Origin of the sequence: Microbacterium elymi, assembly GCF_021582895.2 — a bacterium.
Lineage (GTDB): Bacteria > Actinomycetota > Actinomycetes > Actinomycetales > Microbacteriaceae > Microbacterium > Microbacterium humicola.
Window position 1 is genome coordinate 2,703,964 of record NZ_CP091139.2, and the last position, 13,767, is coordinate 2,717,730.

A 13,767-nucleotide genomic window follows, 5' to 3' on the forward strand; every position below is an offset into this window, starting at 1 on the left:
TCCCGATGGCCGCCGCATCCGCCTACGACCCGCCCGTCGACGATTACGCCTTCCTGTACGGCGAGGCGTTCGGCCTCGACCTGGTCGACCGCGCCACCGGCGGCGAGCTGTCGGCCCAGGACGCGGTGGAGATCATCGCCGGCGCCGGCGAGTTCGCCGCATCGGTCCTCGCCCCGCTCGAGGCGGTCGGCGACCGCGTCGGCGCGCAGCTGGTCGACGGTCAGGTGCGTCTGCCCGAGGGGTTCGCCGAGGCGTACCAGGCGTTCGTGGAGGCCGGCTGGATCACCGCCGAGGCTCCGGCCTCGGCGGGCGGCGACGGCCTTCCCGGTGCGGTGCGCGCCGGACTCGGCGAGATCTGGAACGCCTCGAACGCGGCCTTCGCCCTGTGCTGGCTGCTCACGGCCGGGCAGATCCACGCGCTGGATGCCGCCGCATCCGACGAACTGCGCGAGACCTACCTGACCAAGCTCGTCTCGGGCCGCTGGACCGGCACGATGAACCTCACCGAGCCGGATGCCGGCACCGACCTGGGCGCGATCCGCACGATGGCCACCCCGCGCGAGGACGGCACCTGGTCGATCACCGGTCAGAAGATCTTCATCACGTGGGGTGATCACGACGTCGCCGAGAACATCGTCCACCTCGTGCTCGCGCGCACCCCGGATGCCCCGGCCGGCGCCAAGGGGCTGTCGCTGTTCGTCGCCCCGAAATTCCTCGTCAACGACGACGACTCGCTCGGCGACCGCAACGCGATCACGACCGTCACGATCGAGCACAAGCTCGGCATCCACGGCTCGCCGACCTGCGTGCTCGCCTACGAGGGGGCCACCGGACACCTCGTCGGCGAGGTCGGCGGGGGACTTGCCGGCATGTTCGTGATGATGAACTCCGCCCGCACCGGGATGGGCTTCCAGGCGACCGGTATCGCCGATCGCGCCTACCAGCAGGCCGCCGCCTATGCCGCCGCACGGCTGCAGGGCCGGTGCTCGACCGCCCCGCCGGCACCTCGATCGCCGAGCACCCCGACGTGCGGCGGCTCGCCTGTCGATGGGCAGCGAGATCTTCGCGATGCGCGCGCTGGACGTGTACGTCGCCGATCTCTTCGACGGCGACGAGACGGCGCTCGCCGAGTTCTTCGTGCCGATCCTGAAGGGCTGGACCACCGAGGACGCCGTGCAGATCACCAGCGACGCCATCCAGGTGCACGGCGGCATGGGCTTCATCGAAGAGACCGGAGCCGCCCAGCACTACCGCGACGCCCGGATCATGCCGATCTACGAGGGCACCACCGCGATCCAGTCCAATGACCTCATCGGTCGCAAGGTGATCCGCAACGGCGGCGGGACGGTCGACGCGCTCGTGGCCCGCATCGAGGAGACGACCGCGCGGCTGCGCATGAGCACGCATCCGGTCGCGCAGCGCACGGCCGAGCGGCTGGAGCGTGCGGTCGAGGCGACCCGGCGGGCCACGGCATCCGTGCTCTCGTTCGCCTCGGCCCCGCGCGACGCCGCCGCGGTCAGCGTGCCGTACCTCATGCTGCTGGGTGTGCTGGCCGGAGGGTGGATGCATGCGCTGGCCGTCGCCGCGGTGCTCGCCCACGAGACGGAGGGGGAGAAGGATGCTGCGCGCCTGACGCTCGCGGACTTCTACGGCGCCCACCACCTGCCCCGGGTGCACGCCCTGGCCGAGACCGTCGCCGGCGGCGAGATCGGCTGACGCGAGCCACCGGAGGTTCCGGCTGGGCGCGGCTCATCCGTCCGTGCAGAACTCCGGAGTTTCCTGCGCCCGACGTCCGTTCCGGCAGAATCGACGGGTTGTGTGCCAGGTTCTCCGGAGTTCTGCACGCGCCCGCGCGGTGACGCGGCGCGCAGGCTAGGCTCCTCGGAACGAAGGAGGCGGCATGCGAGGGGCGCGGGTCGTGCTGGTCTGCCTGCTCGCGCTGGTCCTCGCCGGCTGCGCGGGCGGTCCGGGTGCGTTCGCCTCCCCGCGGCCCGTGGCCACTCCGGTGTCGGCCCTGGGCTGCGGCGGCGAGGATGCCGGGCCCGCCCCGGGCGGGATCCCGGCCGGCTTCACCCCGAATGCGGCCTACCTCTGCGACCCCATCGCGACGCAGGACGATGCGCAGGGCACCTGGTCGGGCACCCGCCTCACCCGCTACGCGGGCGACCTCGCGCCGCTCGTGGCGGCGCTCGCCGAGTCCGACGAACCGCGCTGGCCGGGGCCCTGCCCGGCGATCGGATTCGCCGGCCCGCTGCTGTGGCTGGGCGCCGCCGACGGCAGCTACCTCCGGGTCGCCTACCCTGCGACAGGGTGCGGGATGCCGCGGACGGACGCCGTGTTCGCGGCCCTCGACGCACTCACCGTGGTCGATGAGCATTTCCAGCGGGACCGACTGATCGACTCCGCCGCGGCACGGCGCGATGGATGCCCGCCGACGGCCGCGCCCCTCATCCTGCTCGGTCATGCCGTCGAACCGGTGCCTCAGCTGCTCGAGCCTCGCGCGCTGACCCTGTGCCGGTACGAGGGCGAACCACCCGCATCGGACGGACCGGATGCCTCGGTCTCATCGCCCGCGTTCGCCGGCGCCGCGGTGCTCGATGAGGCGGCCGCCGTCGCGCTGCTCGACGAGGCGACCGTGACGACTCCGGCCTCGGCCTGCGACGTCCCGGCGTCGCGGTATGTCGTGCTCGTCGCGGCGCCCGGGCCGACGCCTGCTCCGAGCCTCATCCAGGATGTCGGCGACGCGCTCACCGTCGAGCTGGACGGATGCCGCCGCCTGATCGACCGCGCGCACCGCGCGTTCGCCGCACCCGAGCCGCTGCTCGCCTGCTGCAGACCTCGTCGGCCGCGAAGGCCGTAGGTCCCTGAGCGAGGAGCGCAGCGACGAGACGAAGGGCCGGTGGATGGCGGGTCCGTCAGCTTCCGGCCCTTCGTCTCGCTTCGCTCGCTCAGGGACCTGGGGGCTCGCTCGCTCAGGGACCTGGGGGCTCGCTCGCTCAGGGACCTGGGGGCTCGCTCGCTCAGGGACCTGGGGGCTCGCTCGCTCAGGGACGACCTCAGCCCTTCTCGACCAGGAACCGCGAGTATGCGCCCTGCGTCAGGAACGCCGGGAACTCCTCGTGCAGCGCCACCTCGCGGAACACCTCGGCGGCATCGTCGAACCGGTCGCCGTCGAACCGCGGCACCGACGCCAGCACCTCGTCGACGAGCTCCGAGACCCATTCCCGGGTGATCGGCGTGCCCTCGGCCGTCTCACGATCCTGATGGATCCACTGCCAGATCTGCGAGCGCGAGATCTCGGCGGTCGCGGCATCCTCCATCAGGTTGTCGATGGCGACGGCGCCCTGCCCGCGCAGCCACGCCTCGATGTAGCGGATCCCGACCGACACGTTGCCTTGCACGCCCGCCTCGGTGATCGGCCGTCCGATGCGCAGATCGATCAGCTTGCGCGGCCGTCACCTCGACGTCGTCGCGCTGCCGGTCGATCTGGTTCGGCCGCTCGCCCAGCACCGCGTCGAACTCGGCCTGCGCGGCCGGGATCAGATCGGGGTGGGCCACCCACGTGCCGTCGAACCCGTCTCCGGCCTCGCGGTTCTTGTCGGCGGCCACCTTCTGCAGCGCCTGCGCCGTCACCTCCGGGTCGCGCCGGTTCGGGATGAACGCGCTCATCCCGCCGATCGCGAACGCCCCCCGCCGGTGGCAGGTCTGCACCAGCAGCTCGGTGTATGCGCGCATGAACGGCACCGTCATCGTGACCTCGCTGCGGTCCGGCAGCACGAAGCGCGCCCCTCGTCCGCGGTAGTTCTTGATGATCGAGAAGATGTAGTCCCAGCGTCCCGCGTTCAGGCCCGCGCAGTGATCGCGCAGCTCGAACAGGATCTCCTCCATCTCGAACGCCGCCGGCAGCGTCTCGATCAGCACGGTGGCGCGGATCGTGCCGTGCGCGATGCCCAGACGCTGCTCGCTGAAGCGGAACACGTCGTCCCACAGCTTGGCCTCTTCGGCGCTCTCCAGCTTCGGCAGGTAGAAGTACGGGCCGGTGCCGTCCTCGATCAGGGCCTGCGCATTGTGGAAGAAGTACAGCCCGAAGTCGACGAGCGAACCGGATGCCGCCATCCGCCGGCCGGTCCGGTCGGTGAAGCGGATGTGCTCCTCGACCAGATGCCAGCCGCGGGGGCGCATCACGATCGTCGGGGTGCGCTCGGCCGTCACGCGGTATTCCTTGGCGGGCGCGGTGTCGGTGGCGGGACTGGTGAAGCGCAGGCGCCCGCGGATCGCGTCGAACAGCGACAGCTTGCCCTCGATGACGTTGCGCCAGGTGGGGCTCGTCGCGTCCTCCTGGTCGGCCAGCCACACGCGAGCGCCGGAGTTCAGCGCGTTGATGGTCATCTTCGGGTCGGTCGGCCCGGTGATCTCGACGCGGCGGTCCTCCAGGCCGGGGGCGGTTCCGGCGACGCGCCAGTCCGGGTCCTGGCGGATGTGCGCGGTGTCGTCCCGGAACTGCGGGTCGTGGCCGTTGCCGATCTCGAACCGGCGACGCAGGCGCTCGGCGAGCCGGTCGTGCCGGCGGCCGGCGAAGCGGTGGTGCAGTTCGGTGAGGAACGCGATGGCGTCCGGGGTGAGGATCTGGTCGTACCGCTCGCGGATGGGGCCGGTGATCTCAATGTGCGGTTCATGCGTCTGCGTGGGGATCGGATTCGTCGTGGGTGGGATGTCCGTGGTGGTGCTCATGATCAGTCCTTGTCGTGTGGGGTCAGTGGAACTGCGCGGCCTCGGTGGAGCCGGCGAGGGCGAGCGTGGCGCTGTCGGGGTTGAGCGCCTGCGAGACCACGTCGAAGTAGCCGGTTCCGGCCTCGCGCTGATGCTTCGTGGCGGTGTAGCCGTGGCGTTCCGCGGCGAACTCCGCCTCCTGCAGGTCGACGTACGCGCTCATGGCGCGCTCGGCGTACCCGCGGGCGAGGTCGAACATCGAGTGGTTCAGGGCGTGGAAGCCGGCCAGGGTGATGAACTGGAAGGCGTAGCCCAGTTCGGCCAGGTCGTCCTGGAAGCGTGCGATCTGCGCGTCGTCCAGGTGGCTCTTCCAGTTGAAGCTGGGCGAGCAGTTGTACGCGAGCTTCTTCCCGGGGAACTGCGCGTGCACGGCGTTCGCGAACTCGCGGGCGAGTTCGATGTCGGGTTCGCCGGTCTCCACCCACAGCAGATCGGCATACGGCGCGAACGCGAGGCCGCGGGAGATCACCGGCTCGACGCCCGGGCGCACCCGGTGGAAGCCCTCGGCGGTGCGCTCGCCGGTGAGGAACGCCCGGTCGCGCTCGTCGACGTCGCTCGTGATGAGGTCGGCCGCCAGTGCGTCGGTGCGCGCGATCATCACCGTCGGCACCCCGGCGACGTCGGCGGCCAGCCGCGCGGCGTTCAGGGTGCGGATGTGCTGCTGAGTGGGCACCAGGACCTTGCCGCCGAGGTGGCCGCACTTCTTCTCGCTGGCCAGCTGGTCCTCCCAGTGGATGCCGGCCGCGCCGGCCTGGATCATCGCGTGCGCCAGCTCGTAGGCGTTCAGCGGCCCGCCGAACCCGGCCTCGGCGTCGGCCACGATCGGGGCCAGCCAGTCTTGCGTGATCTCGCCCTCGGCGTGCTCGAGCTGGTCCTGCCGCGAGCGCGTTGTTGATCCGGTGCACGACCGCCGGCACCGAGTTGGCGGGGTACAGACTCTGGTCGGGGTAGGTCTGTCCTGCCAGGTTGCCGTCGGCGGCCACCTGCCAGCCGGACAGGTAGATGGCCTTCAGCCCCGCGCGCACCTGCTGCACGGCCTGGCCGCCGGTGTAGGCGCCCAGTGCGCGGACGTAGTCCTCGGTGTGGATCAGGTTCCACAGGCTTTCGGCGCCGCGGCGGGCCAGCGTCGACTCCTCGCGGACGCTGCCGCGCAGCCGGACGACGTCCTCGGCCGTGTAGGTGCGCGCGATGCCGTCCCAGCGCGGGTCGGTGTCCCAGCTCTCCTGCGAGCTGCGCCGCGGTCTGGACCTGGTCGCCCGCCCGGAGGGGGCCGGGGATGGTGGGGGAGGTCATGGCGTTCTCCTTCGTCTGGGGATTGGATGCCGTCGCCGGCGGGGCTGTGACATCCACTGTGTGTGAAGTCCACGGTCGGATGTGACGGATCGGGGTGTGAAGTTTCGCGAAAGTTCTGCTTTCGTGAGATCATCGCCGGATGACGGGGATGATCGAGCGCGAAGACGCGGTGCTGTCCGACGACGATGAAGAGGTGGACGCCCTCACGATCGGCCGGCGCATCCGGCAGCTGCGCACCGCACGCTCGATGACGCTGGACGAGCTCGCGGCGGCCGTCTCGCGTGCGCCCAGCCAGCTGTCGATGATCGAGAACGGGCGGCGCGAGCCCAAGCTCACCCTCCTGCAGACGATCGCCCGCGCTCTGGGAACGACGCTGGACGCCCTGCTCGAGTCCGAGCCGCTGGACGAGCGCGCCCAGCTCGAGGTGTCGCTCGAGCGCGCGATGGCCGGGCAGACGTTCCGCTCGCTCGGGATCTCGCCGTTCCGGATCGGACGCACGGTGCCCGACGACGTGCTCAAGGCGCTGCTGGCGCTGCAGGGCGAGATCGACCGGCTCAAGGACGAGCGGGCCGCGACCCCCGAGGAGGCGCGACGGGCGAACGTCGCGCTGCGCCGGCTCATGCGCACGCAGGGCAACTACTTCGCCGACCTGGAGGAGACGGCCCGCGGCATCCTCAAGGCCGTCGACCACCCCGGAGGGCCGCTCACCCAGCGCACCGCATCCGACATCGCCGCGCATCTCGGCTTCACCCTGCACTACGTGCCCGACCTGCCGCAGACCACCCGCAGCGTCGCCGACCTGCGCCACGGCCGGCTCTACCTGTCGAGTCGGCTGACGGCCCAGGGCGATCCGCGCACCGCCGTGCTGCAGGCGCTGTCCAGCCGGCTTCTCGGTCACTCCGAGCCGACGAGCTACGCGGAGTTCCTCCGCCAGCGCGTGGAGACGAACTACCTGACCGGGGCGCTGCTGATCCCGGAGGCGCACGTCGTTCCGTTCCTGCAGGACGCCAAGAAGGACCGGGCGATCTCGATCGAGGACCTGCGCGACGCGTACTCGGTCTCGTACGAGACGGCTTGCGCACCGGTTCACGAACCTCGCCACGCGGCACCTCGACATCCCGGTGCACTTCCTGAAGGTGCACGAGTCGGGCACCATCACCAAGGCGTACGAGAACGACGACGTGAACTTCCCCGCCGACCGGCTCGGCGCCATCGAGGGGCAGATGTGCTGCCCGCACCTGGACCAGCCGGGTGGTGTTCGACGTGGACGACCACTTCAACCCCTACTACCAGTACACCGACACCGGCAACGGCACCTACTGGTGCACGGCCCGGGTCGAGGCGTCCAGCGAAGGGGCACACTCGGTCAGCGTGGGCGTGCGCTTCGACGACACGAAGTGGTTCCTGGGGCGTGACACCGTGAACCGTGCGGTGTCCAAGCACGCGACCGAGGTCTGCTGCCGCCGCGCCCCCGCGGCGCTCGAGCACGCGTGGCGCGAGAACGCGTGGCCGAACGTGAAGACCCCGCGCACCCTGCTGGCGACGCTGCCCACCGGCGCGTTCCCCGGGGTGGACACCACCGACGTGTACGAGTTCCTGCAGGCCCACGCGCCGGCCTGAGCCGGTGCGCGGCGGTCGGGTCCGCTAGTCGCCGAGCGCCTTCAGCGCCGCCCACAGCTCGGCGCGCGCGGCGAACGAGCCGAGGTCGACGCCCAGGCATTGCCTGAGCATGGGCGATCCGGGCGCGCATCGTGTGGCGATGGATGCCGAGGCCGGCGGCTGCGACATCGAAGCGCGCGTCGTGCTCGAGCCAGGCCCGCACTGTGGCGACGAGCGTCGTGCCCTCCGTCTCGTCGTGCGCGGCCAGTGGCGCGATCGCCGCCCGGGCCAACGCGCGTCCGGCGTCGGTCTCCAGCGCCGAGAGCACTCCCGCCGCGGCGACGTCGGCGAACCGCGAGAGGCGTGACGAGCCCCGGCGCAGCGCGAGCTCCGCCTCGTGCATCGCGCGGGAGAACGCCGCGTAGTCGGTCGGATCGCTCACCCCGACGCGCACGTCGAATCGCGCGGCGAACAACTCGAGGTCCTCCACGCCGGTGCCCCCGCGCACGGGGACGACGAGGACCAGTCCCTCCTCGTCCCGGCCGAAGAAGAGGCGCCCCCCGCGCTCGTGGGCATGCAGCTCGAGCCACTCCGTGACGGCATCGCGCCGGCCCGAGGCATCCGTCATCGCCACGAGCACCGGCGCAAGCCGGGAGGCCGCCCCACATGTCGCGCGCCACGCGACGGGCCAGGGTCGGATCGTCCGACCGCAGCGACTGCACCATGCCCGACCGGCAGCGCCCGCGCCCGTGCCAGGCCCTCGTTCTGCTCGAGCGCGAGCCCCGCCATCGCGATCACCGAGGTCACGAGGCCGCGCCCCTCCTGGTCGAGCTCGCCGGCGGCGATCGCGATCACGCCGCGCAGGTGGCCGCCGCGCCCCAGCGTCTGCAGCGTGAACGGCGTCGCCCCGGTGCGCACCGCCGACCCGGCCCGCGCTCCCCGCCGCAGCACGACGGCCACCTCGTCGGCGAGCGTCGCCGCGGTGTCGGCGTCCAATGCCCCGGCCGGGTGCTCGCGCGTCAGCATTCCCGCGGCGTCGAACAGCCCCACCCAGGCGTCGAGCTGGCGGGCGAGCTCGGCGAGCGTCGCCGCGAGTCCGTCGGGTCTCAGAGCCGCCAGCGCGATCGCGCGCTGCGCGGCGAGCGCCCAGCTGCGCCGGGCGTACGCCTGGGCGGCGATCGCATCGGCGTGCGCGCGCGCCACGGCGATGAACGGCGTGCGGTAGGGCACCTCGAACAGCGGCATCCGCTGCACGCGGCACGCGTCGACCAGAAGGGGCGGGATGCCCTCCGCGACGACGTGCGTGCCGAATCCCAGTGCGCACACGCCGCGTTCGCGCAGCCGCCGCACATACGCGTCGTACACCGCCGGGTCGTCGACGCCGGCGAACTGCGAGCCCGTCGTCATGAGCGCGAGGGCGTCGGAGAGGAACGGCGTCGGATCGGCGAGGTCGGAGTTGTGCACCCAGCGCACCGGCGCGTCGAGGGCTCCGGGCTCGAGCTCGGTCTCGTCCAGTGCCAGCCGCAGGTGCAGGTCGGCGCGGGCGAGCAGCGCCCGTACCGTCGTGGCGACGGTCTCTTCCACGGGCCCTCCCGGATGTTTTTGTACGCGGTGTCGAACCGACGATAGAGAATGTACCCCACGGCGAGTGCAAGCGGCGCGTCCCCGTGCCTACCATCGCCGGTATGAGCACTGCGGCTATCACCACCACCGTCGGCGGACCCGCGCTTCCCCAGGAGCGCCGCCTCGTCACCGCCATCCCCGGTCCCCGTTCCCAGGAGCTGCTCGCGCGCAAGGCGAGCGCCGTCGCCGCGGGCGTCGGCCACACCGCCCCGATCGCGGCTGTCGCCGCCGGTGGGGGAGTGATCGTCGACGCCGACGACAACTCCTTCATCGACCTCGGCTCGGGCATCGCCGTCACGACCGTCGGCAACGCGCATCCGAAGATCGTCGAGGCCGTGCAGGCGCAGGTCGCCCAGTTCACCCACACGTGCTTCATGGTCTCGCCGTACGAGTCCTACGTCGCCGTCGCCGAGGCGCTGAACCGCATCACCCCCGGCGACCACGCCAAGAAGAGCGCGCTGTTCAACTCGGGGGCCGAGGCCGTCGAGAACGCGGTGAAGATCGCCCGCAAGCACACCGGGCGACAGGCAGTGGTCGCATTCGACCACGCGTACCACGGGCGCACGAACCTCACGATGGCGCTGACGGCGAAGGCGATGCCGTACAAGAGCGGCTTCGGCCCGTTCGCCTCCGAGGTCTACCGCGCACCGATGTCGTACCCGTTCCACGACCACCTCAGCGGACCCGAAGCCGCGCAGCGCGCGATCGCGATGATCCAGAAGCAGATCGGCGCCGAGAACGTCGCCGCGGTGATCATCGAGCCGATCCAGGGCGAGGGCGGGTTCATCGTCCCCGCCGATGGGTTCCTCGAAGCGCTCGTCGACTGGTGCCGAGAGAACGGCGTGGTCTTCATCGCCGACGAGGTGCAGACCGGCTTCGCCCGCACGGGTGCCATGTTCGCGTGCGAGGCGTCGGGGATCGTTCCCGACCTCATCACCACGGCCAAGGGCATCGCGGGGGGCCTGCCGCTCGCTGCGGTGACGGGCCGCGCCGAGATCATGGACGCATCGCACGCGGGCGGCCTCGGCGGCACCTACGGCGGCAACCCCGTCGCCTGCGCCGCCGCGCTCGCCGCGATCGACGTGTTCGAGAACGACGGCCTCATCGAGCGCGCGCAGCGCTCGGCGAGATCCTGATCGACCGCCTGGGCGAGTTGCAGGCGGCGGACCCGCGCATCGGCGACGTCCGCGGTCGCGGTGCGATGGTCGCCGCCGAGTTCGTCGACCCCGCGACCGGTGAGCCGGATGCGGCGCTCACCGCGGCGATCGCCGCTCACTGCATCTCCGCCGGCGTCGTCGTGCTGACCTGCGGCACGTACGGCAACGTCATCCGGTTCCTGCCGCCGCTGTCGATCGGCGACGAGCTCCTGAACGAGGGGCTCGACGTCGTCGCCGAGGCGCTCGCCACCCACTGACCCCTCGCCACCCGGGCAGAGCCGCGCACTCGTCCGCACGCATCCGTCCGCACAGCATCCGTCCGTAGAGAAGGAATGACCGCATGACCGAGATCACCCGAGACGTCGTCGTCATCGGCGCCGGCGCCGCCGGCACGACGGCCGCCAACGAACTGCGCAAGGCCGGACTGTCGGTCGCGGTGCTCGAGGCCCGCGACCGGGTCGGCGGCCGGGTGTGGACCGACACGATCGACGGCGCGATGCTCGAGATCGGCGGCCAGTGGGTCTCGCCCGACCAGCACGCCCTGGTCGAGACGATCGACGAGCTGGGCCTGGAGACCTTCAGCCGGTACCGCGACGGCGACAGCGTCTACGTCGGCCCCGACGGCACGGCCTCACGGTTCACCGGGGAGATGTTCCCCGTCGCGCCCGAGACCGAGCGGGTGATCGCGGAGATCATCGAGCGCCTCGACGCGATGGTCGCCGAGATCGATCCGGACCGCTCGTGGGCACACCCGAAGGCCGAGGAGTGGGACAAGATCACGTGGGATGCGTGGCTGCGCGCGCAGACCGACGACGACGAGGCAGTGCGCAACCTCGCCTTCGCGACCGGCTCGGCGATGCTCACCAAGCCGACGCACGCGTTCTCGCTGCTGCAGTCGCTGCTCATGGCCGCCTCCGCCGGGTCGTATTCGCACCTCGTGGACGCCGACTTCATCCTCGACAAGCGCGTCGTCGGCGGCCTGCAGCAGGTACCGCTGCTGCTCGCCGAGCGGCTCGGCGACGACGTCTTCCTGGACGAGCCGGTGCGCTTCCTGGAGTGGACCGCGGACGGCGTGATCGCCCGCGCCGACTCGATGACGGTGCGCGCGCGGCATGCGATCCTCGCCCACGCCCCGGTGCTGTACGAGCGGATCTCGTTCGTCCCGCCGCTGCCGCGCCGCCAGCAAGCGCTGCACCAGCACCTGTCGATGGGCTTCGTGATCAAGGTGCACGCTGTCTACGACCGGCCCTTCTGGCGTGAACAGGGACTGGCGGGCACTGCGTTCAGCCCCTACGAGCTGTGCCACGAGGCCTACGACAACACGAACGACGAGGACGAGCGGGGAACTCTCGTCGCGTTCGTCTCCGACCGCAACGCCGACGATCTGTTCTCGCTGTCGGCCGAGGAGCGCCGCGAGCGGATCCTCGAATCGCTCTCGCACTACTACGGTCCCGAGGCGAAGAACCCCGTCGTGTACTACGAGAGCGACTGGGGCAGCGAGGAGTGGACCCGCGGCGCGTACGCGGCGAGCTTCGACATGGGCGGCCTCGCCCGCTACGGCGCCGACCTGCGCCAGCCCGTCGGGCCGATCCACTTCGCGTGCAGCGACATGGCCGGCACCGGATACCAGCACGTCGACGGGGCGATCCGGATGGGTCGCGCCGCTGCGGCAGCCATCGTGGAGCGGGCGCGCGGATGACCCCCCGCATCCTCGTCGGTCTCGTGGTCGTCCTGGGGTTCCGTGGTGAGACACTTGCCATGGATGCCCCACCCAGCCTTCGGCGGTCCCGTGCCGCCGCACGGTGACAACACAGCCACTGACACTCAGACAGTGAGAGGAGAGCGCATGAGCGCCGCACAGGAGACAGAGCTTCTCGACCGGGTTCCGACCGGCCTGTTCATCGCCGGCGAGTGGGTCGACGCCGAAGACGGCAAGACCTTCGACGTCAACGACCCTGCGACCGGGAAGGTCGTGCACACGATCGCCGACGGATCGCCGGCCGACGGCATCCGCGCCCTCGATGCCGCCGTCGCGGCTCAGGATGCGTGGGCCGCCACCGCTCCCCGCACGCGCAGCGACATCCTGCGCCGGGCATGGGAGCTCGTGCAGGAGCACAAGGAGGACCTTGCGCTGCTGATGACGCTCGAGATGGGCAAGCCGCTGGCGGAGTCCCGCGGCGAGGTCGCGTACGGCGGCGAGTTCCTGCGCTGGTTCAGCGAAGAGGCGGTGCGCATCAACGGCCGCTACGGGCTGAACCCCGAGGGCACCGGCCACATGGTGGTCTCACAGCGCCCGGTCGGCCCGTCGTTCTTCATCACTCCGTGGAACTTCCCGCTCGCGATGGCGACCCGCAAGATCGCGCCGGCCCTCGCGGCCGGTTGCACCGTCGTGGTCAAGCCGGCGGCGCTCACGCCGCTGTCGACGCTGTTCTTCGCGAAGCTGCTGGAGGAGGCGGGACTTCCCGCCGGTGTCGTGAACGTCGTCTCGACGACCACCTCGAGCAAGGTGTCGGGCCCGATCATCGCCGACCCGCGGCTGCGCAAGCTGTCGTTCACCGGGTCGACCGAGGTGGGGCGCAAGCTCATCGCCCAGGCGGGCGAGGGAGTGCTGCGCACCTCGATGGAGCTCGGCGGCAATGCGCCGTTCGTGGTCTTCGAGGACGCCGACCTCGACAAGGCGGTGGACGGCGCGATGATCGCGAAGTTCCGCAACATCGGCCAGGCCTGCACGGCGGCGAACCGCTTCATCGTGCACGAGTCGGTCGCGGCCGAGTTCGCCGACCGGGTCACTGAGCGGGTGAAGGCGATGAAGGTCGGGCGCGGCACCGAGGACGGCGTCACGATCGGCCCCCTCATCGACGCGGATGCCGTGGGCAAGGCGGGGTCGCTCGTGCAGGATGCGGTGGCCAAGGGGGCGACCGTTCGTGCGGGAGGCTCGGCAATCGAGTCGGACGGGACGTTCTTCGAGCCGACCGTCATCACCGACGTGCCGGGGAGCGCCGACATCCTCCGTGAGGAGATCTTCGGTCCGGTGCTGGCCATCGCCCCGTTCGAAGACGAAGACGAAGCGGTGCGGCTCGCGAACGACACCGAGTTCGGCCTCGTCTCGTACGTGTTCACCGAGAACCTCGCTCGCGGCCAGCGCATGATCGACCGGATCGAGACCGGCATGATGGGGCTGAACGTGGGCGTCGTCTCCAACGCCGCGGCGCCGTTCGGCGGCGTCAAGCAGTCAGGCATGGGCCGCGAGGGCGGTCCGGAGGGCATCCACGAGTACCTGTCGACGAAGTACACCCTGATCCCCGCCGAGTGACCCGGGCGCGCA

General features: G+C 71.2%; 6 protein-coding genes and 7 pseudogenes. 8 read left to right on the top strand and 5 right to left on the bottom strand.

Annotated elements, in window-relative coordinates; translation table 11 throughout:
* Positions 1–545 precede the first annotated feature (545 nt).
* From L2X98_RS21585 to L2X98_RS14755, 4 genes and pseudogenes are all read left to right on the top strand, one after another.
* Positions 546–761: pseudogene (locus L2X98_RS21585) on the top strand (acyl-CoA dehydrogenase); the annotation flags it as partial.
* Positions 762–1,068: 307 nt separating this feature from the next.
* Positions 1,069–1,251, top strand: a pseudogene (locus L2X98_RS14745) (acyl-CoA dehydrogenase family protein); the annotation flags it as partial.
* 15 nt (positions 1,252–1,266) lie between these two features.
* A complete protein-coding gene (locus L2X98_RS14750) occupies positions 1,267–1,716 on the top strand; it encodes an acyl-CoA dehydrogenase C-terminal domain-containing protein (protein WP_259613344.1) in 450 nt (149 codons plus the stop codon).
* A gap of 184 nt (positions 1,717–1,900) precedes the next feature.
* Positions 1,901–2,860, top strand: a complete 960-nt coding sequence (locus L2X98_RS14755) for a hypothetical protein (RefSeq protein WP_259611428.1) — start codon at positions 1,901–1,903, stop codon at positions 2,858–2,860.
* Positions 2,861–3,056: 196 nt separating this feature from the next.
* Here the strand turns inward: L2X98_RS14755 and aceB are convergent.
* Both aceB and aceA read right to left on the bottom strand, forming a co-directional pair.
* Positions 3,057–4,731, bottom strand: a pseudogene (aceB, locus tag L2X98_RS14760) (malate synthase A).
* Positions 4,732–4,753: 22 nt separating this feature from the next.
* Positions 4,754–6,063: pseudogene (gene aceA, locus L2X98_RS14765) on the bottom strand (isocitrate lyase).
* 148 nt (positions 6,064–6,211) lie between these two features.
* On the opposite strand from aceA, the pseudogene L2X98_RS14770 reads away from it, so the two are divergent.
* A pseudogene (locus L2X98_RS14770) lies at positions 6,212–7,683 on the top strand (helix-turn-helix domain-containing protein).
* A 24-nt stretch (positions 7,684–7,707) separates the two neighbouring features.
* Here L2X98_RS14770 and L2X98_RS14775 read toward each other — a convergent pair.
* The 3 genes and pseudogenes from L2X98_RS14775 to L2X98_RS14785 all read right to left on the bottom strand — a co-directional run bounded on the left by L2X98_RS14775 (position 7,708) and on the right by L2X98_RS14785 (position 9,246).
* The gene (locus tag L2X98_RS14775; RefSeq protein WP_259613417.1) at positions 7,708–7,851 is read right to left on the bottom strand and encodes a helix-turn-helix domain-containing protein; all 144 of its coding nucleotides are present in this window, start codon (positions 7,849–7,851) and stop codon (positions 7,708–7,710) included.
* Positions 7,826–8,290, bottom strand: a pseudogene (locus tag L2X98_RS21590) (PucR family transcriptional regulator); the annotation flags it as partial. The pseudogene L2X98_RS21590 and the gene L2X98_RS14775, both read right to left, overlap by 26 nt.
* Positions 8,287–9,246: a PucR family transcriptional regulator ligand-binding domain-containing protein gene (locus L2X98_RS14785; RefSeq protein WP_259611429.1), complete on the bottom strand. Its 960-nt coding sequence runs from the start codon at positions 9,244–9,246 to the stop codon at positions 8,287–8,289. The pseudogene L2X98_RS21590 and the gene L2X98_RS14785, both read right to left, overlap by 4 nt.
* A 101-nt stretch (positions 9,247–9,347) precedes the next feature.
* On the opposite strand from L2X98_RS14785, the pseudogene gabT reads away from it, so the two are divergent.
* From gabT to L2X98_RS14800, 3 genes and pseudogenes are all read left to right on the top strand, one after another.
* A pseudogene (gene gabT, locus L2X98_RS14790) lies at positions 9,348–10,699 on the top strand (4-aminobutyrate--2-oxoglutarate transaminase).
* Positions 10,700–10,782: 83 nt separating this feature from the next.
* On the top strand, positions 10,783–12,141 hold the full coding sequence (locus tag L2X98_RS14795; RefSeq protein ID WP_259611430.1) for a flavin monoamine oxidase family protein: 1,359 nt from the start codon (positions 10,783–10,785) through the stop codon (positions 12,139–12,141).
* 147 nt (positions 12,142–12,288) lie between these two features.
* Positions 12,289–13,755, top strand: a complete 1,467-nt coding sequence (locus L2X98_RS14800; RefSeq protein WP_259611431.1) for an NAD-dependent succinate-semialdehyde dehydrogenase — start codon at positions 12,289–12,291, stop codon at positions 13,753–13,755.
* Positions 13,756–13,767 lie beyond the last annotated feature (12 nt).